This is a genomic window from Syntrophothermus lipocalidus DSM 12680, from assembly GCF_000092405.1.
GTDB classification, from domain to species: domain Bacteria; phylum Bacillota; class Syntrophomonadia; order Syntrophomonadales; family Syntrophothermaceae; genus Syntrophothermus; species Syntrophothermus lipocalidus.
Map to the genome: position 1 here is coordinate 372,168 of NC_014220.1, position 20,756 is coordinate 392,923.

Annotated in this window: 23 protein-coding genes; 14 read left to right on the forward strand and 9 right to left on the reverse strand. The window is 52.1% G+C overall.

Going from position 1 to position 20,756, the window contains the following annotated elements; genetic code table 11:
- The first annotated feature begins 4 nt into the window (after nt 1–4).
- The 8 genes from SLIP_RS01770 (at nt 5) to SLIP_RS01805 (ending at nt 8,225) form a co-directional block, all read left to right on the forward strand.
- A complete protein-coding gene (locus tag SLIP_RS01770; RefSeq protein ID WP_013174552.1) occupies nt 5–1,726 on the forward strand; it encodes a peptidoglycan D,D-transpeptidase FtsI family protein in 1,722 nt (573 codons plus the stop codon).
- A gap of 102 nt (nt 1,727–1,828) precedes the next feature.
- The gene (locus SLIP_RS01775) at nt 1,829–2,530 is read left to right on the forward strand and encodes a response regulator transcription factor (RefSeq protein WP_013174553.1); all 702 of its coding nucleotides are present in this window, start codon (nt 1,829–1,831) and stop codon (nt 2,528–2,530) included.
- Nucleotides 2,520–4,298 carry a sensor histidine kinase gene (locus SLIP_RS01780; RefSeq protein WP_013174554.1) on the forward strand — a complete coding sequence of 593 codons (1,779 nt, stop codon included), beginning with the start codon at nt 2,520–2,522 and terminating at the stop codon, nt 4,296–4,298. Before SLIP_RS01775 ends, SLIP_RS01780 begins: the two co-directional genes overlap by 11 nt.
- A 256-nt stretch (nt 4,299–4,554) precedes the next feature.
- Entirely contained in the window at nt 4,555–5,451 is an 897-nt protein-coding gene (gene pstC / locus SLIP_RS01785; RefSeq protein WP_013174555.1) for a phosphate ABC transporter permease subunit PstC, read from the forward strand.
- Entirely contained in the window at nt 5,452–6,294 is an 843-nt protein-coding gene (pstA, locus tag SLIP_RS01790; protein ID WP_013174556.1) for a phosphate ABC transporter permease PstA, read from the forward strand.
- 100 nt (nt 6,295–6,394) lie between these two features.
- Nucleotides 6,395–7,162, forward strand: coding sequence for a phosphate ABC transporter ATP-binding protein PstB (gene pstB, locus SLIP_RS01795; protein ID WP_041433268.1), 768 nt, complete (start codon nt 6,395–6,397; stop codon nt 7,160–7,162).
- A 15-nt stretch (nt 7,163–7,177) separates the two neighbouring features.
- A complete protein-coding gene (gene phoU, locus SLIP_RS01800) occupies nt 7,178–7,855 on the forward strand; it encodes a phosphate signaling complex protein PhoU (RefSeq protein WP_013174558.1) in 678 nt (225 codons plus the stop codon).
- A 160-nt stretch (nt 7,856–8,015) separates the two neighbouring features.
- The gene (locus SLIP_RS01805) at nt 8,016–8,225 is read left to right on the forward strand and encodes a hypothetical protein (protein WP_013174559.1); all 210 of its coding nucleotides are present in this window, start codon (nt 8,016–8,018) and stop codon (nt 8,223–8,225) included.
- 51 nt (nt 8,226–8,276) lie between these two features.
- Here the strand turns inward: SLIP_RS01805 and SLIP_RS01810 are convergent, their stop codons facing one another.
- The 9 genes from SLIP_RS01810 to SLIP_RS01850 form a co-directional block, all read right to left on the reverse strand.
- On the reverse strand, nt 8,277–9,077 hold the full coding sequence (locus SLIP_RS01810; RefSeq protein WP_013174560.1) for an energy-coupling factor ABC transporter ATP-binding protein: 801 nt from the start codon (nt 9,075–9,077) through the stop codon (nt 8,277–8,279).
- 12 nt (nt 9,078–9,089) lie between these two features.
- Nucleotides 9,090–10,013 carry a cobalt ECF transporter T component CbiQ gene (cbiQ, locus tag SLIP_RS01815; protein WP_013174561.1) on the reverse strand — a complete coding sequence of 308 codons (924 nt, stop codon included), beginning with the start codon at nt 10,011–10,013 and terminating at the stop codon, nt 9,090–9,092.
- 108 nt (nt 10,014–10,121) lie between these two features.
- Nucleotides 10,122–10,448 (reverse strand): PDGLE domain-containing protein, encoded by a 327-nt coding sequence (locus SLIP_RS12875; protein WP_013174562.1) that lies wholly within the window; start codon nt 10,446–10,448, stop codon nt 10,122–10,124.
- Nucleotides 10,441–11,160 (reverse strand): cobalt transporter CbiM, encoded by a 720-nt coding sequence (cbiM, locus tag SLIP_RS01825; protein WP_013174563.1) that lies wholly within the window; start codon nt 11,158–11,160, stop codon nt 10,441–10,443. Before cbiM ends, SLIP_RS12875 begins: the two co-directional genes overlap by 8 nt.
- A 331-nt stretch (nt 11,161–11,491) precedes the next feature.
- Nucleotides 11,492–12,298: a CooT family nickel-binding protein gene (locus SLIP_RS12290; protein ID WP_148216490.1), complete on the reverse strand. Its 807-nt coding sequence runs from the start codon at nt 12,296–12,298 to the stop codon at nt 11,492–11,494.
- A 79-nt stretch (nt 12,299–12,377) separates the two neighbouring features.
- Nucleotides 12,378–12,977 carry an FmdE family protein gene (locus SLIP_RS01835; RefSeq protein WP_013174565.1) on the reverse strand — a complete coding sequence of 200 codons (600 nt, stop codon included), beginning with the start codon at nt 12,975–12,977 and terminating at the stop codon, nt 12,378–12,380.
- A 48-nt stretch (nt 12,978–13,025) separates the two neighbouring features.
- Nucleotides 13,026–13,451: a DUF3842 family protein gene (locus tag SLIP_RS01840; protein WP_041433273.1), complete on the reverse strand. Its 426-nt coding sequence runs from the start codon at nt 13,449–13,451 to the stop codon at nt 13,026–13,028.
- 151 nt (nt 13,452–13,602) lie between these two features.
- Nucleotides 13,603–14,568 carry a sensor histidine kinase gene (locus tag SLIP_RS01845; protein WP_013174567.1) on the reverse strand — a complete coding sequence of 322 codons (966 nt, stop codon included), beginning with the start codon at nt 14,566–14,568 and terminating at the stop codon, nt 13,603–13,605.
- A gap of 57 nt (nt 14,569–14,625) precedes the next feature.
- Nucleotides 14,626–15,408 (reverse strand): LytR/AlgR family response regulator transcription factor, encoded by a 783-nt coding sequence (locus tag SLIP_RS01850; protein ID WP_013174568.1) that lies wholly within the window; start codon nt 15,406–15,408, stop codon nt 14,626–14,628.
- A gap of 252 nt (nt 15,409–15,660) precedes the next feature.
- On the opposite strand from SLIP_RS01850, the gene SLIP_RS01855 reads away from it, so the two are divergent.
- From SLIP_RS01855 to SLIP_RS01880, 6 genes are all read left to right on the forward strand, one after another.
- Nucleotides 15,661–16,056: a hydrogenase maturation nickel metallochaperone HypA/HybF gene (locus tag SLIP_RS01855; RefSeq protein WP_013174569.1), complete on the forward strand. Its 396-nt coding sequence runs from the start codon at nt 15,661–15,663 to the stop codon at nt 16,054–16,056.
- Nucleotides 16,013–16,684: a hydrogenase nickel incorporation protein HypB gene (gene hypB, locus SLIP_RS01860; RefSeq protein WP_013174570.1), complete on the forward strand. Its 672-nt coding sequence runs from the start codon at nt 16,013–16,015 to the stop codon at nt 16,682–16,684. Before SLIP_RS01855 ends, hypB begins: the two co-directional genes overlap by 44 nt.
- A gap of 417 nt (nt 16,685–17,101) precedes the next feature.
- On the forward strand, nt 17,102–18,160 hold the full coding sequence (locus tag SLIP_RS01865; RefSeq protein ID WP_013174571.1) for a hydrogenase small subunit: 1,059 nt from the start codon (nt 17,102–17,104) through the stop codon (nt 18,158–18,160).
- A complete protein-coding gene (locus SLIP_RS01870; RefSeq protein WP_013174572.1) occupies nt 18,160–19,602 on the forward strand; it encodes a nickel-dependent hydrogenase large subunit in 1,443 nt (480 codons plus the stop codon). Before SLIP_RS01865 ends, SLIP_RS01870 begins: the two co-directional genes overlap by 1 nt.
- Before the next feature lie 13 nt (nt 19,603–19,615).
- A complete protein-coding gene (gene cybH / locus SLIP_RS01875; protein ID WP_013174573.1) occupies nt 19,616–20,236 on the forward strand; it encodes a Ni/Fe-hydrogenase, b-type cytochrome subunit in 621 nt (206 codons plus the stop codon).
- 43 nt (nt 20,237–20,279) lie between these two features.
- A complete protein-coding gene (locus SLIP_RS01880) occupies nt 20,280–20,735 on the forward strand; it encodes a HyaD/HybD family hydrogenase maturation endopeptidase (RefSeq protein ID WP_013174574.1) in 456 nt (151 codons plus the stop codon).
- The last annotated feature ends 21 nt before the right edge of the window (nt 20,736–20,756 follow it).

Consider the following 20,756-nt stretch of genomic DNA (forward strand, 5'->3'; position numbering starts at 1 on the left):
TTTCATGGACAAAAACAGGTGCTTGCAGTTGATGTGTTCATTCCTAGGGGTGTACCTCGGGCTGGGTGGCGTCCTGTTCTACTACCAGGTTTTACAGGCCTCACATACCGCAGGCCAAACGGCGGAAATGCACAGCCGAACGGTGGGGCTGCGGGACATACCACGGGGCGATATCCTGGACCGCAACGGTGTGCCTTTAACCGGCAAGTACACGGTATGGGGGCTATACGGCTGGCCGCAACTGGTAAAAGACCCTCGACACACGACAGAGGAACTGGCCGCGAGATTGGGTTGGGATGATAAAGAAGTGGCGGCGGTCGAGAACCGTTTCATCCGGGGCCAAAAAGAGGGGCAGGCCCTGGTGTTGCTCAAACTGCCGGTAGCCAGGTATGAGCTTGACATTCTTGAACGGAGCCCGGTTGACGGGGTGAACCTGCTGCCCGTACAAAGGCGATACGGCGATGACGGGTTTGCCTGTCATCTCCTGGGCGAGGTGAAATTGAAAGAGGACTTGCTCGGCGCGCCTCATGCAGAGGAGTGGTCCGGAGTTTCCGGTGTCGAAAAGAGATACGACGAGGTTCTGCGCCGCGTTCCCCCTGGACCCGTGAACGAGGTGGCAGTAATGGTCGATGCCAGAGGTAATCCCATTCCCGGTATTCCTCCAAAAGTGCGGAAAAGAGAAGATTCCGGTCAGGGGAACAACGTTGTATTGACGGTCGATCAGAGGTTGCAGGAAGCAGTGGAAAAAGTAATGGACCGCAGGGTTCAAAAAGGGGCGGTAGTGGTGATGGATGTGGCCAGCCGGGATATACTGGCCATGGCCAGCCGGCCCAAATTTAGATACGACGGGGAGACCGAAGCCGTAAAGGAGGAAAAAGACAGCCCTTTTTTGAACAGGGCTTTAGCCTTGTACCACCCGGGGTCAGTTTTCAAGCTGGTGGTCGCGGCTGCAGCCCTCGAGGCTGGAGTGGTGTCTGTAAACGATACCTGGAACTGTACAGGAAGTTACGCCTTTGATAACGGGGTGTCCATCGGCTGCTGGAAAAAAGAGGGGCACGGTTGGCTGAACCTGGCTGAAGGCTTGGCTAATTCTTGCAACTCGGTGTTGATCCAGGTGGGCCTCAAGCTAGGTCGAGAAAAACTGCTGGATTACGTGCAGCGGCTTCGCGTGACAGATACGGAAATAATCGGTTATCCAGGGGTTGAGCCCGAGGGGTATGTGAGAGTGGAACCAGGTTCAGTGGCTATGGGCAATGCCAGCATCGGACAGGAAGGCGTCATGCTGAGCCCGGTGCAGGTGGCATCCCTGGTGGCTACGATTGCTGATGATGGCAGGTGGACTGCTCCCCGCCTGGTGAAAGGCATACGCCGGGCTGACGGGAGATGGGAAGGCAGGTTTGATACCCTGCCTAAGGAACGGGTAATCAGTTCCAAGACAGCCCGACAACTGAAAGCTATGCTGGAACTGGCGGTCAAAAGTGGGACGGGCAAACAGGGACAACTAAAATGGACCGGTTCAGCAGGGAAAACCGCATCCAGCCAAACCGGAAGATTTGACCAGTCAGGAAAAGAAATACTCGATACCTGGTTTGCCGGTTACCTGCCGACAGAGAACCCTCGTTGGGTTATCGTAGTGCTGGTGGAAAACGGGATCAGTGGTGGCCAGACCGCGGCTCCCGTTTTCAGGGAAATAGGAGAGGCATTGTGCGGTTTAAGCGGCATATGATTGTTAAAACCGTGGAGAAAGGTATTCAGGTGGAGCTGGGAGCGTTAACATAGAAGAAGAAGCCGGCCGTTGTTTTAGCATTACAGGTTGGGGGCTGATAGAGTGAAGGCCAGGATACTGGTAGTTGAAGATGATCATGCTCTCGTGAGTTTGCTAACACATAATTTAGAGCGGGAGGGATATGAAACGGGGGTGGCGATGGATGGGGACGAAGCCTGGCGCAAGATCCAGTCAGGCGAGTGGGATGTTATCCTCCTGGACGTAATGTTGCCTCATCGTGACGGGCTGGAAATATGTCGACAACTGCGGCAGGAAAAAAATTATACTCCGGTTATAATGTTAACGGCTCGGGATGACGAGATCGATCGGGTGGTCGGTTTGGAGATAGGGGCCGATGATTACGTTACCAAACCTTTCAGCGTGCGGGAACTGATGGCCAGAATAAAGGTGATACTGAGGCGCAGAAATCTCGACCTGTATGAGGGCAAACCGGAGATAGAGGCCGGTCCGATACTCATCCGCCCAGAAAACTACGAAGTGTTCTTAAAGGGGCAAAAGGTAGATCTGACCCGCAAAGAGTTCGAGCTCCTTACCTTGCTGGTTCAAAACAAAGGAAGGGTTTTGAAAAGAGACTACTTGCTGCAGAGGCTGTGGGACTACGGTGATACAGTTAAGACTAGGGTTTTGGATGTACACGTAAGCAAGCTGAGAGAGAAACTTGCGAGCTACGGCCTGAAAGGCGGGGGTATCGAGACGGTGAGGGGGATCGGCTATAAGTTTGAGGAGAAAGGTTATGAAGAATAACTTTAGTTCCAGAATTATCCTGTCATACGTTGTTATAGTGTCTTTGTTCATGTTTTTTACGGGGATAGTCGTGATCAAAAGAATAGACAACTTTTACATGGAAAACTTGACTCGCCACCTTTTCTATGAGGCCGGGTTGGTTGCCGAGCTTGCCGCCAGCCAAGATTTATCTGGGCCCAGTGATGCCGTGCAAGCGCTTGCAGAGGTGGCCGGCAAGGATACTCAGGCTCGCATCACAATAGTGGCACGAACCGGTGAGGTTTTAGCCGACTCTCGCCAGAACCCGAAGACCATGGCCAATCACGGCGCCAGGCCCGAGGTAAGGGGGGCCTTAAACGGAGAAAAAACTTCCATTGTAAGGTACAGCAGCACTCTCCATCGATACATGATTTACGCGGCAGTGCCGATTGTCAAAAAAGGACAAATTGAAGGGGTGGTCAGGGTTTCGCTTCCCCTGGCTGCTATCAACTCCCTATTGAGACAGTTGTGGGCGGTTACATTACTGGCGATGCTGGCTGCTGCATTACTTTCGGTTTTGGTGGGTTGGTGGTTAGCCAAGAGGCTGACGAAGCCCATAGAGGAAATTACCGAAGTGGCCCAGGCCATGGCTGAAGGGGATTTGAAACGGAGGATTCGCGGCCAGAGGGACATGGGCGAAGTCGCGATTCTGGCCCAGGCAATGAACAGGATGGTCGAGAAGCTGGATGAAAAGATGAACGAGCTTGCCGCCACCAAAAACCGTCTGGAAACGGTTTTAACCAACACCGTTAACGGCGTCATCTTTATCGGACAAGGAGGAGATATCCTCTACATTAATCCGGCCGCACGAAGGTTGCTCGATGTAGGAGAAAAAGACGTGACCGGCAAGCACCACGTCGAAGTTACCAGAAGTTACGCTTTGGCCGATTCGGTGGACTTCGTGTTTCAAGAGGGACAACCCCTCAAGAAGGAGTTCGTGCTCCACAACCTCGGAGGCAAGGCCGTGGAAACCAACATCGTTCCGGTCAAGCAGGAAGCCGGGTTACAGGGAGTACTGGTGGTGTTGAACGACATCTCCGAGTTGAAGAGGCTTGAGACCATACGCAAAGATTTTGTGGCCAATGTTTCACATGAACTGAGAACACCTCTGGCTGCTATCAGCGGATTTGCCGAGACTTTAATGATGGAGAACTCCGACAATCCTGCTGTCCAGCAATTTGCGCGGATAATATATGACGAGGCCCAGAGAATGACCCGGATGGTGAACAGCCTCTTGCAGCTGTCAAAGCTAGAGTCGGTCGGGGCGGAACTGGACCAGGAGGAATTCGATTTAGGGCAGTGCCTGGATACAGTTCTGCAGGGATTCGAGCCGCGGTTAAGCGAGAAGAGACTGAAGGTGGAAGTTGAACTGCCGGAAAACGGCTTGGTCGTGCGGGCCGACCGGGACAGAATAGTGCAGGTCTTAATGAACCTGCTGGATAACGCCACCAGATTCAGCCCTCCAGATGGAACCGTCACCGTTCGCGGAACCCTATTGCCGGGAGAGATACTGGTTGAGGTTATCGACGAAGGCCCCGGAATTCCGGAGGAGGAGGCAGCGCGCGTTTTCGAGCGTTTTTACCGGGTAGATAAGGCCAGGACACGGGGACAGGGAGTTGGACTGGGCCTGGCTATCGTTAAGCACATAGTCGAGGCACACGGGGGTAGGGTCGGGGTGCGAAGCGTTCCCGGAAACGGATCCGTTTTTTATTTTAGCCTGCCGGGAAAACGAGCCACAGATGAACACTGATTTCTATGGATTCACACTGATAGTATAAGCCTGTGATTTTGGCATAAAGGCCCCCGTTTTCTCGAAAGAGCACCGGAGCTTTCGTTTTCTGCTAGTGACACCGATAGGTGCCATGGGGGTTTGCTCCCAAAAAATTAACTGTTAATTTACAAATTGTTTATACGGGCTTGACAAATTACTCCCGGTCGGTTAACCATTTCGGGTTAGAGTTAAGGTAAGGCATAAGCTCAAGCGGGTGGGAAAAGAGGTTGAGACCATGACTGTGGAAGGTAATACTGTCAATAGGGCAACCTCAAGCCGGCGGCCGGGGCTCAGTTTTGAGCTTTTTATTGAGAGGTTGCTGGGCTTGAGCGCGGTGGTATCGGTTCTGTCTATCGTTCTCATTATCGGCTTTGTCTGCAGCAAAGGTGGGCCGCTCATTGCGAAGGTGGGGTTGTCCGACTTCTTGCTTTCGACCACCTGGGATCCTACTAACGGGCGCTTCGGCATCGGGGCTATGGTGGTGGGATCCATAGCGGTGACCTTCGGATCTCTGGTGTGGGGGGTACCGCTGGCGCTGGCCTTGAGTATCTTCCTGGCGGAAATAGCTCCCAGCTGGATGGGGCAGGTAATGGGCGAGGTGGTCAACCTCCTGGCAGGTATACCGTCTGTGGTCTACGGGTTTATGGGGTTGGTAGTGCTGGTTCCCTTTATCAGGGATAACCTGGGGGGCTGGGGGTTCAGCGTGCTGGCCGGGGCTTTGATTCTCGGAATCATGATCTTACCTACTATTGTGGGGGTAGCGCGGGATGCGATTCTGGCCGTGCCTAGGGAATACAAGGAGGGGTCCCTGGCTCTGGGCGCTACTCACTGGCAGACTATCACCCGGATAATGCTGCCTGCAGCCCGTTCGGGTATTATAGCGGCCGTGGTTTTGGGGATGGGGCGAGCTATAGGGGAGACCATGGCCGTGGTTCTGGTTACCGGAAATGTTGCGCGGATTCCGACGTCGGTATTGGATCCGACCAGAACTATGACCAGTAACGTGGTCTTGGAAATGGGTTATGCGCATGGAGATCACCAACTGGCTTTGTTCGCAACGGCTACGGTTCTTTTTGCTTTTATACTGCTTATGAACCTAGTCGTCAGTCTGAACATGAAGGCGGGGAGATAGGTGAGATCATGGCTTCGCCTATATGAAAGACTTATTTTTGCCGGCATTTGGCTGGGAGCATGCCTGGTAGCCCTGATGTTAGTGGCCATGGTGGCTTACGTGGCGGTAAAAGGAATTGGAACCATAAGCTGGGGGTTTGTAACCCAGGTACCTTCGCGCATGGGAAAGGAAGGCGGTATATCGTCGACTATTGTAAGTACAGTCTACCTAACGTTGACGGCTTTGCTCATCAGTGTCCCCTTCGGGGTTGGAACCGCCATCTACCTGACCGAATACAGCTCGCGTCGGAGCCGGTTTACCAGGTTGATCGAGATCTCGGCCGAGCTTTTGGCCGGAACTCCTTCCATAGTTTTCGGGCTGTTCGGGTTTGTATTCTTTGTGCTGTTTCTGGGATTAGGGTGGTCGGTGCTGTCCGGGGGCCTGACGTTATCCCTCATGATCTTGCCCACGATTATCCGGACGGCCCAGGAGGCGGTGGCGGCAGTCCCGCCGGAGTTTCGAGAGAACAGCTTCGCCCTGGGAGCGACCAAGTGGCAGACCGTGAGCAGGATGGTTTTGCCTGCGGCTATGCCTGGAATAATTACGGGGATAATACTTGGAATAGGTCGCTGTGTTGGAGAAACGGCCGCGGTTTTGCTGACTGCGGGGAGCGCTTTGGGGACCCCTGTTTTGCCGACAGACCCGGCCCGAAGCATGGCCGTGCATTTGTATGTACTGGCCTCTGAGGGGATAAGCATGGAACGGGCTTTTGGCACCGCGCTTCTGCTGGTTGTTCTTATACTGATGGTCAATTATGCGGCTAACCGCAGCCTGCAGCGGTTTTCCTGCCGTTTAAGAACTTAAGGGGGGATACGGGATGAGCCAGATAACAGCTGTGTCACGAGAGCTGGGCTGCCATTACAAGGATGAGAGGTTGCCTGCCGAAGAAGGTTTTGCCGGCACAATGGAAGGACTCAGCCAGGTGAAAATTGCAGTTAGAAAGCTGAACATTTTCTATCAGGATTACCAGGCCCTGCATGAGGTGAGCATGGAGATGAAAGCCCGCAAGGTGACTGCTCTCATCGGGCCATCCGGGTGTGGCAAATCTACTTTTTTGCGCAGTCTCAATCGGCTCAACGAACTCATAGAAGGAACCAGAACTGAAGGCGAGGTTGTGATCGACGGGGTCAACATATATGATCCCGGGGTCGATGTCGTCGGTCTTAGGAAAAAGGTGGGAATAGTTTTTCAAAAACCGAGTGCTTTTCCTATGTCTATTTACGAAAATGTGGCCTACGGACCGCGCATTCACGGCATCAAGAAGAGAACCGTCCTCGATGAAATAGTAGAGACCAGCCTTAAACAGGCCAATCTCTGGGATGAAGTCAAAGACCGGCTGCATTCCTCGGCTTTGCGGCTTTCAGGGGGACAGCAGCAGCGCCTGGTCATTGCCCGGGTTCTGTCGGTAAATCCCGAAATTATTTTGATGGATGAGCCGGCTTCGGCTTTGGACCCGATTTCCACCGCCAAGCTGGAAGATCTTATTGCCCAGTTAAAGAACGAGTATACGATTGTTATTGTCACCCACAACATGCAGCAGGCTGCCAGGGTGTCTGATTTTACCGCTTTTTTCTTGAACGGGTATCTGGTAGAATTCCAGCCAACTAAGGAACTTTTCATACATCCCCGGGATAAGAGGACAGAGGATTATATCACGGGCCGGTTCGGCTAAAGGAGGGCGAAGGGTATGGGCAGGGATGAGTTCAATCGAGAACTGGTTCAGCTTAAGGGCGATGTGGTCAAGATGGCCACCCTTCTGGAGGAGTTGGTTTATAAAGCGGTGAGGTCTATGGTACTTAAAGATGTCGGGCTGGCCGAAGAGGTTATAACTTCTGATGACATTGTAGACAAGATGACGGTGGACATAGAGCAAAGGTGTTTGTCGCTCATAGCCCTGAGGCAACCTATGGCCAAGGATTTGCGCACTATTGGAAGTGTTCTTCGCATCATCGTGGATTTGGAAAGGATCGGTGATTATGCCGAAGGGTTGGCCAAGATAACCATAAAGCTCAAAGACCAGGAGTATATGAAACCGCTCATCGATATTCCCCGTATGGGTGAAATCTCGCGGGAAATGTTGAAAAAATGCACGCAGGCAATGCTGGAAGAAGACCCGGTCATGTGCTGGACCCTGGTAGAAGACGAGCAGGTGATGGACGCCCTGTACGATCAGATATTCCGGGAGCTTTTGGCTTATATGATGGCTGATCCCAAGACTATTAACCAGGCAACTTCCCTATTACTGGCGGCAGGTCATCTGGAAAGAATAGGGGACCACATAACCAACGTGGGCGAAATGATAATATTCGCGATATCGGGAGAAAGGGTAGACATCAACCGGATGGCCCGAGAACAGAGACGCTAGGGAAATTGAGAATGAAGAATTAAGAATTAAGAATTAAGAATTGAGAATTAGCCGGAAATGTGGGGTGTACAGAGTGGAAGTTATCATGTTATAATTTCTGTCATATGCTATAGAATTAGGTGGCCTGATTCTGATAAAGTAGAAGTCTAGGAGGTGGAGAATGGACAGGAGAGTTATTGAAGAAACCTTGGCCAGGGCGGGATTGGAACCCATAGAACCGTTTGAACCGCTACCCCGCAGGAAACGCGATCGGGGGCAGAAAAGAGACCGGGTAATTGAGGAGGTTTTGACCAGCGTTGGACTGGAACCGGTTGAATGTGAGGACAAGGTCGAAGAAAAAAGTGGTAAGCGACTGAGGCGGGCCGTTTGACAAGCTCTAGTTAGGCCCGCCTTAGTTGTCTTTTCAGGGCTAGAATAAACCTCACCCGTGCACGTACAGGTGGGTGTGTTGGCCCTGGTCGTGGGTGTGGCTGTATTCATCGATAAGATTGACCGACGCCAAAAGCCGGCGATTGGCAAGAACTTTTTGGCTGGGACCGTCGTAAACCAAACGGTGGTCTTCGGACAACAACAAAACCCGGTCGGCCAGCAGGTGCACCAGGTTCAGGTCATGGGTAGAAGTGATTATCGTTCGACCGTTGTGGTTCAGCTCTAAGATAAGCTCGACCAGCCAGCGCTGGGTCTTGGGATCCAAACCCGTAGTAGGCTCATCCAATATAAGGACTTGGGGATTCATAACCAGGACGGAAGCTATAGCCACCTTTTTCTTTTCTCCTTGGCTGAGGTGGTAAGGGGATCTGTCTTTTAAGCTGGAAATAGAGAGCATTTTTATGACATCTTCAACCCTGGTTGTGATCTCCTCAGGGCTCAGTCCCAACTGAAGCGGACCGAAGGCAATCTCGTCCCAAACTCTGGTGGTAAACAACTGGGCATCGGGATTCTGAAAAACGAATCCGACCCGCCGGTGATACTCTTGAGCGAACCTATCGTTTTCCATCCGCTTTTCTGTAAGTTGTTCCTCGAAAGCTTCTAACCCGCCAGCAAAGGGAAAAACGAGCCCGGCCAGCATTTTTAGAAGGGTAGATTTGCCAGCACCGTTCGCACCTAGGATACAGACGCTTTCGCCAGGCATTATTTCGAGGGAGAGATTGGAAAAAACCGGCTCGCCCTGCCGATAACCGAAACTGACTTCTCGTAGTTTGAATAAGGGTTTCTTATCCACTGCTTGCACCTCTTATATCAATAATACAGCTAGGAGCGTGCCGGCCGAAGCCAAGCACCAACCCCAGTCTCTCGCCTTAAGAGACCGCCTATAAGGGAAAGCCAGTTCACCGCTGTAACCGCGGGATCTCATAGCCAGGTGTACCTCGTCGGCAAAGGCCATGCTCTTGGCAAACAAGGCTCCCATAGACGAAGCTACCAGTCTTTGCTGACGGCCGAGGGGAATACGACCTACCGTCCGTAAGAACCGAGCTTCCCACATTTCAAGCGAAAACTGCAAAAACACCACCAGATAGCGGTAAGACATCTCCAGGACCGTCACCAACAGGGTAGGAAGGCGGAAAGCGCGCAGGGCTTTGAAGATTTCGCCGACAGGGGTGGTCAAGACCAGCAAAGCCGCCAGCGACAGGGAGACCCCTACCCGCAACCCCAAGCGGGCTACGGCCAGCATACCTTCCTGGGTGAGGTATATCTCAGCAGGGAGAGTCATACCCCAGAAAGTACCTGACCACCCGGGGTGGGCCAGTACGAGTAAGGGTGTACCCTTGGTAAACAGGTTCAGGGCTGCCGGTAGGGAGATGACTATGGTGACCAGGGGGATGAACCCCCATATCTTTTTCTGTAGAGTCCAAACCGGCAGGCGCGACAGCGCCATTACTACCGCCGTGCCGAGTCCTATGGTTACTAACTCCCAAATGGAAGAAGACATACCGGCGGACAGGATAAGCAGCACTACACATACCAGCTTGGCCCGGGGGTCCAGCCCCTGCCAGAGACCGGTTCCCCGGGCGTGCTTCTCGGTTGCCAGTTCTTCCACTACGGCTTTTCTTAGCTGGTTCATGGTCTTGCGGATGAAGTTTGTTTTCGTGAAACTGCCGCCCTTTTTGCTTGTGGTAGCTACTTCTGCAGGGCTTACCATCCATTCGGGGATTGCCATCAGTTCTTCCTCCCCCTGGGATTAACCACAGACAATTACAGAAGCGTGTTCTGCCTAGCGACTCGTAAGTTTTCAGAGTGGCACGAAGGTTAGCATGGTCAAAAGCTACTAATTGTTTTCACCAGTGCCTGCCAGCCGAACCCACAGCGTCACCACGGCGGCAACCAAAACCATTCCCAAGACGGCGCTTACGATATAGCCAAACGCTTGGCTAAAAAAGCTGGAAGTAAATCCCGGGATACTGTAGTCCGGCAGGGGCGCGTGTTTCCACAAATCAGCGTACTTGGCCAGACCGGCCGGAATATAGCCCACCTCATCAACCAGCTCATCTAGTCCCCACTCTCCGAAGGCTGTACCCGTTGCCAGCAGCCCTAGCGGACATAATATAACCAGTACAATTAGAGCTGTCAACAAACGTCTGTAACCTTTAACCATTGATGCTCACCTCCGGGGAGTTGTTCGGTAGAACCGGGTCTTTTTCGCTGATCAGGGAAGGATAGCTCTTGGCTACAAATCCCAAGCCTAAAGCGGTAATCACGGCTTCGATCGGCCCGGCGATGAGGAGGTGTTCTGTCATCATGGTGCTGACTGCGACTTTCAAGGGGTACATAAAGTAAAGTGGGGTACCATCCGCAGCCCGGAAAAGATGGTACTGGGAACCGAATTCGACCGACGTAAACAGGGCTGCCAGGTTAATTCCTAAGTAACCGGCTATAGCTGCCGCCCACAGTGCTCGACGGGACAGACCGGGTGCAGAGCCTTTGATCCACTTATACACGTAATACCCAAAGAAAGGCATGGCCACTCCCATGTTAAAGCAGTTGGCGCCGATGGCCAGTATGCCGCCGTCAGCGAACACCAAGGCCTGGATGATAAGAGCGGTTGAAACTGCGATACAGGCGGCCCAAGGCCCGAGCAATATGGCCAGCAAGACCGCGCCGACGGCGTGGCCTGAGCTTCCTCCTGGGATGGGAACGTTGAACATCATGATAACGAAACTGAAAGCCGCGCCCAGAGCTATTAACGGGGTCTCCTTTTTCTTCAAAGTGGCTTTTACTTTTTTGGTAGCCACGCCCCAAATCGGGATCATAGCCCCAATGAAGGGAACGGCCGTTTGAGGGCTGAGATAACCGTCAGGTATATGCAACTTCCATCTCCTCCTTTTTCTTTTTGAGCCACAGATGCACACAAGATGATTACTGATTTACACTGATATCTTTGATATTAGTCAAGAATAACTTGACTCACGCGGCATTGACATTTTCTACAGCGGGCACAAATTGGTAATAAAAAAACCATGAAGAAACTAGCTGGCGTTTCGCTCCAGCGGACACCTTCATGGTCGTCGTTGGGCAGTATGAAATTATGGTTTTCGAAGCCTGAGCAATCGATGCGGGCGCAGCACCTTCATGGTGCTGGTTAGTTGCGCCCTTGCACTTTTTAGGAACCAGACGACGGAAAACAACTATTCTCTGACCTTAGAAATCCTTTACCAGGGTAAAAGTGCTGGTGATGTTTTGGTGCTTAACCGAAAACAACCAGTTACCGCGAGCCATGAGAAAGACCCGGGCTTTACCCCCATCGTCGGTAGTCATTTGAATAGGATAGTCCCGCCCGGATACCCCAGGGTACGAAGCCTTCACTTCAGCCCCGGGTAGAGGGCTACCCTCGTAGAGGACCTGAAACTCGTAAGGGTCACCTAGATGTACGTGGCTGTATTTGGCGGGAACGATTTCCAGCGGTATTCCCACCGGCATCAACTGGTGGTGATGGTGATGACCGATTTCCACAATGACTTTTGCATAGCAGTGCTTGATGTCGGCTTTTTCTACGGCGTAGGCGGTTATTAAACCATCTGCCCCCTTTCCCAGGGTAAGCTCAACAACAGCTCCTTTCTTTTCCAGCTCTACTTCTCTTGTTTCACCTCCTTCCACCACGAAAGCCTGCAAGGATGAATAAGCCGGCTCTATCACGGGATGCAGGTTGTAACCTTTGAGAAGTCTTAACCTGACTTCTTCTCCTGGGTGAAAATGGCCGTGATCCGTCATCGGTTCCAGCCAGATCTCGGTTTCCTCTTGTCTTGCGGCCACTTCGATCTCTTCCAACAGGATGCGGTGATGAACCAGCTCCATCTCTTTTATTCGGGCTTTGATTACCCTACGCTCACCGAAGACGTTTTCCATAAAAATCGAGTCCGCCTTCGGTATTACCCGGTCCACCTTTTCCATGACCAGTTCTTCCTGCCCATGGCGCACCAGGTAAACGTTAGCTTCGCACACCTTCATCACCCCAGCTTTCTGTAAAACCTGCCCTGTCACGAGCAGCAGGCGAAAATGCTTCTTCCGAAACCTTCCCCAAAAAATCTTAGCTGGCTCGCTCTTCTAAACACTCCCGGCACAACCAGCCCTTGGAGGTTAGAGTAGCCCGTGTTTCCATTACTGCTTCTCCACACCCGTCGCAGCGGACGCTTTTTCTGATGACTGCCCGCGGGGGCACCGCCGGACTGACCTCCCGGTAGTCGAACATATCTTCGAAGGGGCGGGTCATAATCGCCTCAAACATCACGGCCTGCAGTTGTTCCTTTTCCGATTGTTCTTCCCGGCTTAGCCCGCTCTTATTCGCCAATTCCCGGTAGCGCGTGAATTCGGGGCCAACCAGAGCCCCGAACTTTTCGGCTATGCGAACCGCTCGGTTCTGATTGCGGCTGATAATGGTGTACACCTGCTTGCCGTAATCTCTAAACAGGAGGTTGCCTTTACCGAAAGTGCATCCCAGAATGGCCTGAATAGCATCGACTCCACAGGCGTCGTTTTCGACTACGGCTACGACCTCTTCATCCTCATCTCGGTTGATTCCCAGGTAGTGTTGAGCAAACTCGGCGACCCGAACGCCTCTAAGCAATCCGGGGCAGATGTGCCCGTGAAACTGAACCGCCTTCTCCAAAGGGGACATGTCCTGACACACGGTTTATCGCCGCCTTTCGCTGATATGTATAACCTATTCTTTGCTCAGTCAAACGCGACCAAAGTTATCATACACCTTTCGGATTCTTCGTACCAGGTCTTCCACCTGAAGGGGGAGTGGCTCGTCCAGGGCACCGGCGATTTCGATACCATACCTGTTTATCGGTAATAGCACCTTGACCGCGGGTGAACTGGCAATGGCTTCCGCCATGCGCGTCGTCAGCTCCCCCAGAAACGAATTAGCGGCTATAATGGCCACCGACCCGGCAATAACGTCAACCTTGCTCGCACACTGGACTACCACGTTTTCCCCGCTTGCGCCTTCATTGGCACCCGCCCTGAGCATCACGGAAGTTGCAACCGCATTAGTACCGAGCCCCATAATCGTGACTTCCTCGCCCAGTTCCTGACGCAACTTTTCGACGATTAGGCGACCGATTCCTCCTCCCTGTCCATCTACCACTGCTACTTTCAGTGCAGGCACTTTGTAGTCCACCTTCCTTACAACCATAAATCAAATCAGTTATAGTTATAATATAAACACGCAAAATTCTATCTTGCCCGCTTTACTCCCAGCATTATTGCCAGCCTCAGACTGCTTTAAAGCTTGGGTTGAGGGCAAGTCTTCAATCATTTCGCGGGAGGGTTAGAGTAAATGTGACTTGCCCTTCCGGCCAGGACCGGCATTCCAGCCGGCCGTGCAGTTTCTTGGTCAAGTCCTGGCATATGCGAAGTCCCAGACCGAGGTGTTGGTTACCCTTGGTGGTGAATCCGGATTTAAAGATTTCCGAGCGAAGCTGTGGTGAGATTTCTCCAGGATTGGTTATGGAGAACACCAGAAACGGACCTCTGCCTCTGATTACCACGGTTACCCACTTATCAGGTGGTTCTTTCGTCTCCACAGCCTCAATAGCGTTGTCGATAAGGTTGCCCAATACCCTGGCCAAATCGTAATCCCTAGTAGAACTTCCAAAAACTTGTCCTTCCACTTCCACATCCAGCCTAACCCCTTTAGCTTCAGCCTGGCACAGCTTGATGTTGAGCAGAGCGGCGATAAAGGGGCTGGTGATTTTAAGAAGGTTGTTGAGCCTAGACACGTCGACGGTGACCTGGGATAGATACTGTCCCAGGGCCTCCATGTTTCCCGTGTGGTAGAGAGAGCTTATGACTTGAATATGGTGTAAGAAGTCGTGTCGTTGGCTTCGGACCGCTGTGATAAGGTTCATGATGTCGTCCGAGATAGTGCTTTGCGTTTCGGTCAGTATCTTGGCCTCTACCACATGGGCTGAACGCAACAGTATATAAACATTTAAACCCATTAAGCTGAGAAAAAACAACCCCAGTACCACAGGGTGGGTCCTAGAACTCAAACCCTGAGCTACGGTCAAGGTAAAGCTGCCTAACAGCAAGGCCTGCAAGAGAACTGCGAAGAAAAGTGAATTCCACTGGTAAAATTTTCGCCTTTGGTTAATTTTACTCCAAAAGGAGCCGAATGTAGCTCGGATACGATGGGCCTTGTATACAGCTAAAAGGTAGACAGGTACCGCTGCCTTTAGCCACGATGGCCAAGCGGCGGGTTTACAACTGAACACACAAAACCAACCTCCTGTCGGTTCAACGGGAGCTTCCAGCTTCCCAGGCTACGCGGTTCAAAGCTCTAAAGACATAATGTCATACAGTTCATTTAGCTTGTCTTTGCCCATGGTTACATGCTTCGGGTAGTCATAAAATGATACCCTGTAAATTCTTTCTGCTATCGGTGAAATCTTTTCTACCTTGTCCATGTTAATGATAAAGCTTTTATGACAACGGAAGAAATTCGGCGGTAGCCGCTTTTCCAGAGAAGACAACGGTTCTGTAGTGGTGTATGGGCCTTTGATAGTATGGACTATGGTTTTCCGAGCAAGTTTTTCCACAAATACGATATCATCGGCCTCGATAAAAACCACTTCACGGTGGTCGCGAATAGTCAGCTTCTGTTTGTGCAAATGCGTCATTCTTTCAGCTTCTAATTGTTTACGGACCTTAGTAATCGCTTTTGCCACCGCTTCTGCGGTAATCGGTTTCACGATGTAGTCAGTGGCGTCGACTTGGAAAGCCTCGACCGCGTAACCGGGGTGAGCGGTGACAAAAACCAGACAAGTTTCAGGCTTAGCCGTCTTTACGATGGAAGCTAAGGATAGTCCGTCCAGTCCTGGCATTTTGACATCGAGAAAAAGCGCGTCCGGTTTCAGCTCCTCAACCAAGGACAGAGCCTCGCTCCCGCTTGACGCCTTACCCACAACCCTAACCCCAGGGATAGCAAGGAGACAATTTTCCAGCATTTCCTGAATGCTGGGCTCATCTTCAGCGATTAAAACCGTAACTTGGTTAGACGCGCGAGCCATCATCATCACCTGCACTCGATAGGCTTCTGTGTCTTTAGTATACAAGTATACAATCCCGCTTCGTAACTCACTCTAAGCGTATTATATCAGATTAGCGGCCAGGTTAATTGCCTGCGGCGAAATTTGCAGTCGATAACCCGTGATTTCATGCAGTATAACCGAGATAATAGACGAGGACCACTTAACAGTAAGACAGGCCAGCGGTATATTAAATCAATAAGCTGGTAAGCAGAGCCCTTTTGCCCTCTACGCTTAGGATAGAGAGGCGAAGATTGTCTTAGGTGGGTGTAACAACAAGTGCATGAGCTGGCTTTGATGGAAGGAATTATAGCTGCCGTTCAGGAAAGTGCAGCTGCGCATAATATAACCAGGATTACGAAGATTAAGATTGTGGTGGGCAAACTGACCATGGCTTTACCTGAAAGCCTCAGTTTTGCTTTTGATGTGCTGGTTGCGGATGATGATTTGTGGAAAGATGCGAAACTGGAAATAGAAGAAAAGGACGTGGAGTGTAGATGCAGGGCCTGTGGTAGATGTTTTGGCGGTTTGCCCTTGGGTGTTTTCAGTTGCCCGGAGTGTGGAGCGGCTAGCGTGGAAATCATACACGGGCGGGAACTACTCGTAGATTATTTCGAAGGAGAATCGCTAGATGGGGAAAAGGATCGAGCTCAAGACCGGTGTTCTGCAAGCTAATGACATGATGGCCACCGCGAACCGCAAACTATTTGCCCAACGGTCGGTGCTGGTAGTTAATATAATGAGCTCGCCCGGGGCAGGCAAGACCACGATACTGGAAAAGACTATTTTGGAGCTAAAACCCAGGATGACCATGGCGGTTATTGAAGGAGACCTGTACACGGATTGGGATGCCCGGCGCATTGAAAGCACGGGGGTGCCGGTTTACCAGATAAACACCCGTGGTGGATGCCACCTCGATGCCCGGATGGTTAGAGACGCTTTCGAGCGATTGAAGCTGCGAGAGATAGATACCCTATTTATAGAAAACGTGGGCAACCTGGTTTGCCCGGCCGAGTTCGATCTGGGTGAGGACTTCCGGGTGGTAGTCTGTACTACGACCGAAGGCAATGACAAGCCCTGGAAGTATCCTTTGATGTTCCAACAAGCCAGGGCCATTCTTTTAAACAAGATGGACCTCTTATCCCAGACTGACTTTAATGTGAGGGAGTTCGAAAAAGCATTGTCCAGCATAAATTCTGAAGCCAAGATATTTTTCGTCTCGGGACGAACCGGCCAGGGCATAGACGAGTGGTGCCGCTGGTTAGAAGAGGAAGTTCACAAGAAGAAGATTGCTTGTAGCTAGCCAATCCCAATCTTTTTCTTCCCGCTTGCCGCTGGCATTGGCCCGGGGCAAGCGGCTTTCTAAAACAGTTGGCCCTGACATTAGGAAGGGATACGCATAAATCGGTGCCGAGATTAAGAGGTCGAGGACATCCGGGTTTGGTGTAACATTTGGGTGCGGTGCAAGATGTGTTTACAAAAACCGGTGTTGCTAAACGGGGCAAACGGTGCCGTCCTGAGGTCAGAAATGGAACTTGCGGCTGAACGGTCGTGAGAAAAAGGGGGGCACATGTGATTGCAGAGACGGGGCAAAGGAGGTGCAGGAAAAGAGTCATAAGAAATGACGTGAGGGCCAGCAGGCCTGCTTAAAATGTGTCGTTGTTGAGCTCTCAAGGATCAGGTTAGTCAGGAAGACTAGTTGTTGGGAGGGACTAGCATAATGCCTACTAAGCTCAGTCGTCGCGAGTTTATCCGCCTGTGTGCCGGTTCGGCGGCGGCCATATCGATGTCGCCGTTTTTGGCACCGTTCATGGCTGAGGCGGCCGAAGCGGGAGCCCCGCCGGTGATATGGATCCAAGGAGCGGGATGTACAGGTTGTTCAATTTCGCTTCTCAACACGGTTCACCCTTCTATCCAGGAAGTGTTATTGAAAGTCATCAGCCTCCGTTATCATCCCAATGTTATGGCTGCTGCCGGTGACTTGGCTATTAGAGAAGCGATGTACAAGGTGGCCGAGGAAAACCCTGGAAAATTCTTCCTAGTGGTCGAAGGGGCTGTACCAACCGGGGCCGATGGTTTGTACTGCACTGTGGGTGAGGAAAACGGGGAACCTATTACTTTCGTGAAGTTGCTTAACGATATCGGCAGCAAAGCCAAGGCTATACTGTCTTTTGGGACATGTGCGGCCTACGGCGGCATTCCCGCGACTCCGCCTAATCCCACAGACTGCAAGCCGGTTTCTGAAGTGATCAAAAACGTACCGATAGTGAACGTTCCTGGCTGTCCTCCTCACCCGGATTGGATGGTTGGAACCATTGCGCATATCATACTTTACGGCGACTATCCTGAACTGGACGAATTCGGACGTCCCAAGATGTTCTTCTCCAAGATTATCCACGATAACTGCCAGAGAAGACAGTACTTCGATAACGCGATTTTTGCCAAGAATTTCGGGGATCCAGGGTGCATGTTGGAACTGGGGTGCAAAGGCCCGATCGCGCACTGTGACGCGACTACCCGGTTATGGAACGGAGGGGTCAACTGGTGCGTTAAGTGCGGCGGGGTCTGCATAGGCTGTACAGAACCGCAGTTCCCAGGGTGGCCGATTTACGAGCGGATGCCGGAAATGCCGGTAGGGCCGGCTATGACTGCCACAGTTGACCAGCTCGGAATGATTCTGGGAGGAGCAGCCGTGCTCGGTATCGGCGGGCACTTGGCCGGTAATATTCTGACCGGGCGGATCGGTGGCAAGAAAGATGCGAAAGAAGGTGAGGAATAATGGCGCAAAAGGTTGTAGTTGATCCCGTAACCCGCATAGAAGGGCATCTGAAGATAGAGGTCGAGATCGACGGCGGTAAAGTTGTGGACGCCCGTACCAGCGGAACCATGTTTCGGGGAATGGAATTGATCATGCAGGGGAGAGACCCGCGGGACTCATCCCAGATAATGCAGAGAATATGCGGGGTGTGCCCGGTGTCCCATGGTACGGCTGCAAGCCTGGCTTTGGATGATGCCTTCGGAATTGAGGCCCCAGATAACGGGCGGATTATCAGGAACCTGATCCTGGGATCCAACTATATCCAGTCGCATATTCTTCATTTCTTCCATTTAGCGGCTTTAGACTACGTTAAGGGACCAGACGTGCCCCCGTTCGTGCCTCGGTACCAGGCCGATTACCGTCTGCCGGATGCGGTGAACAAGCAGGCAGTCGATAATTACATCAAAGCATTGGACATGAGGCGCAAAGCCCAGGAGATGTTGGCGATATGGGGAGGTAAAATGCCTCACCAGCAGGGCATCGTGGTTGGTGGAGCGACCGAACAGCCGGATACGCAAAAGATAGTGGAATTCAAATGGAGGTTGGCTGAACTCATCGATTTTATCGACAACGTTTATGTACCGACGGTTAAGGCCGTGGCGGAGGCTTATTCTGACTGGTTTGACATTGGGCGCGGCTGCATGAACCTGCTGGCTTACGGGGGAATGCCTTTGGAACAGGGCAAAGACCACGTTAAGAAGGAGAAGTTCTTCCCGTCTGGCACTTATATCCGCAGGGAGTACCGTCCTTTCGACCCGTCCCTGGTGGCGGAGGAAGTAAAGTATTCCTGGTACAAGGACGATACGGGCGGCAAGAAACCGACAGAAGCGGTGGTGACTCCGGACCCGAAGAAGGAAGGAGCCTATTCGTGGCTTAAAGCCCCGCGCTACAACGGGATAGTGATGGAGGTCGGACCGCTGGCCCGGATGTGGATAAAGAAAGTCAAAGAGGTTACGGACTTAGGAGAAAAGGCCTTCTCGGTAATGGGACGGCATTTTGCCAGGGCCATCGAGTGTTCCCTGGTGGCTCACGCCATGGATGAATGGGTATTGCAGCTCGAGCCGGGTAAACCGGTTGCCACACCCTATGAAATACCGGGCGAAGCTTATGGCATGGGGTTGACCGAAGCACCGCGGGGTGCTCTAGGGCACTGGCACCACATCAAGCACCAGAGGACGGCGGTGTACAACGCGGTGGTTCCTACCACCTGGAACGCGTCGCCGCGTGACGGTCTGAACCAGCGCGGGCCTATGGAGCAGGCTTTGATCGATACTCCGGTGGCGGACCCCAATAACCCGGTGGAGCCTGTTCGCGTAGTGAGATCCTTTGACCCGTGCTTCGGGTGCGCCATTCATCTGATGACTCCCGATAAGAAGACTCTGGCTGAATTCGTTATTGACTGAGGGGGATGATGAGATGAAAGAAATGGAGCTCAGGCATCCCATCTGGATCCGGGTTTTTCACTGGATGAACATGATATCCATTACTCTTCTGATGCTTACGGGGTACTACATCCATGCTCCTCTACATTTCCGAATTTTCAGCAGCATGGATCACGCCCGGATGCTGCATTTTGCCATGGCTTACGTACTGTGTGTCGGGGTGATAGGCCGGGTATACTATGCCATAGTAACAGGTGATTGGAAGAACATTCTTTTCAACCCGATACCCGATATCAAGAACTTACCCAGCATGTTGAAGTACTACCTTTTCATGTCCGACAGCCACCCTGACTACGGCAAGTACAACCCGGGGCAGAAGATGATGTATTCCGGATGGTTGTTCATGGCCCTAATCCAGATTATCACTGGTTTTGTCCTCTATAAACCCGATTTGTTCCCATCCTTGGGAGCTTTTTTGGGTGGCCTGGTGGCGGTTAGGGTTATTCACTATATAGTGACCTGGTTGTTTGCCCTGTCGGTGGTAGTGCACGTGTACCTGGATGTTTCTGAAGGAATACCGGTGCTCATGTCGATGTTTACTGGCAAGATGCCGAAAGGGTTTCACCACGCCGAGACGGAACACGCCGGTAAATGAGATATGAATCCGAACTGCTAGTAGGCGTAAAGGAGGCCGGGAATTGAAGAGGATCCTGGTGGTAGGGATCGGCAACCTGCTGCTCGGAGACGAAGGGGTAGGGGTCCATGTCGTCAGTCGATTAAAGGAAAGCGCGCTTCCGCCAGGTGTAGAAGCAGTCGATGTAGGAACTAACAGCTACGATTTGATCGATTGCTTGTACGAGTCCGAGAGGCTGATCGTGATTGATGCCATGCAAGGGGGAGGGGAGCCCGGGACCATCTACCGGGTTCCCTTCGAAAAGCTGCAACTGAGGAGAGAGGGGGAACTGCTGTCTTCACACCAGTTGCAGTTTCACGAAGCAGTCGAAATGGCTAGGATGATGGGCTGTTCCCCGGAGATAACGGTTATCGGTATCGAGCCCAAAACCATCGACTGGGGAACTGAACTCTCCCCTGAGCTCGAGCACCGGATACCCAGGGTATTGGAATTGGTCCGGCAGGAAATCGAAAGAATATAGCGGGGTTGAGGCTCTGGCGTT

What these genes read in the sequence shown, in the direction of transcription:
- SLIP_RS01770 (WP_013174552.1), top strand. Translation starts at nt 5, where the DNA reads ATGGACAAAAACAGGTGCTTGCAGTTGATGTGTTCATTCCTAGGGGTG.
- SLIP_RS01780 (WP_013174554.1), top strand. Translation starts at nt 2,520, where the DNA reads ATGAAGAATAACTTTAGTTCCAGAATTATCCTGTCATACGTTGTTATA.
- pstC (WP_013174555.1), top strand. Translation starts at nt 4,555, where the DNA reads ATGACTGTGGAAGGTAATACTGTCAATAGGGCAACCTCAAGCCGGCGG.
- pstB (WP_041433268.1), top strand. Translation starts at nt 6,395, where the DNA reads ATGGAAGGACTCAGCCAGGTGAAAATTGCAGTTAGAAAGCTGAACATT.
- phoU (WP_013174558.1), top strand. Translation starts at nt 7,178, where the DNA reads ATGGGCAGGGATGAGTTCAATCGAGAACTGGTTCAGCTTAAGGGCGAT.
- SLIP_RS01805 (WP_013174559.1), top strand. Translation starts at nt 8,016, where the DNA reads ATGGACAGGAGAGTTATTGAAGAAACCTTGGCCAGGGCGGGATTGGAA.
- cbiQ (WP_013174561.1), bottom strand. Translation starts at nt 10,013, where the DNA reads ATGGCAATCCCCGAATGGATGGTAAGCCCTGCAGAAGTAGCTACCACA.
- SLIP_RS12875 (WP_013174562.1), bottom strand. Translation starts at nt 10,448, where the DNA reads ATGGTTAAAGGTTACAGACGTTTGTTGACAGCTCTAATTGTACTGGTT.
- SLIP_RS12290 (WP_148216490.1), bottom strand. Translation starts at nt 12,298, where the DNA reads ATGAAGGTGTGCGAAGCTAACGTTTACCTGGTGCGCCATGGGCAGGAA.
- hypB (WP_013174570.1), top strand. Translation starts at nt 16,013, where the DNA reads ATGGGGAAAAGGATCGAGCTCAAGACCGGTGTTCTGCAAGCTAATGAC.
- SLIP_RS01865 (WP_013174571.1), top strand. Translation starts at nt 17,102, where the DNA reads ATGCCTACTAAGCTCAGTCGTCGCGAGTTTATCCGCCTGTGTGCCGGT.
- SLIP_RS01870 (WP_013174572.1), top strand. Translation starts at nt 18,160, where the DNA reads ATGGCGCAAAAGGTTGTAGTTGATCCCGTAACCCGCATAGAAGGGCAT.
- cybH (WP_013174573.1), top strand. Translation starts at nt 19,616, where the DNA reads ATGAAAGAAATGGAGCTCAGGCATCCCATCTGGATCCGGGTTTTTCAC.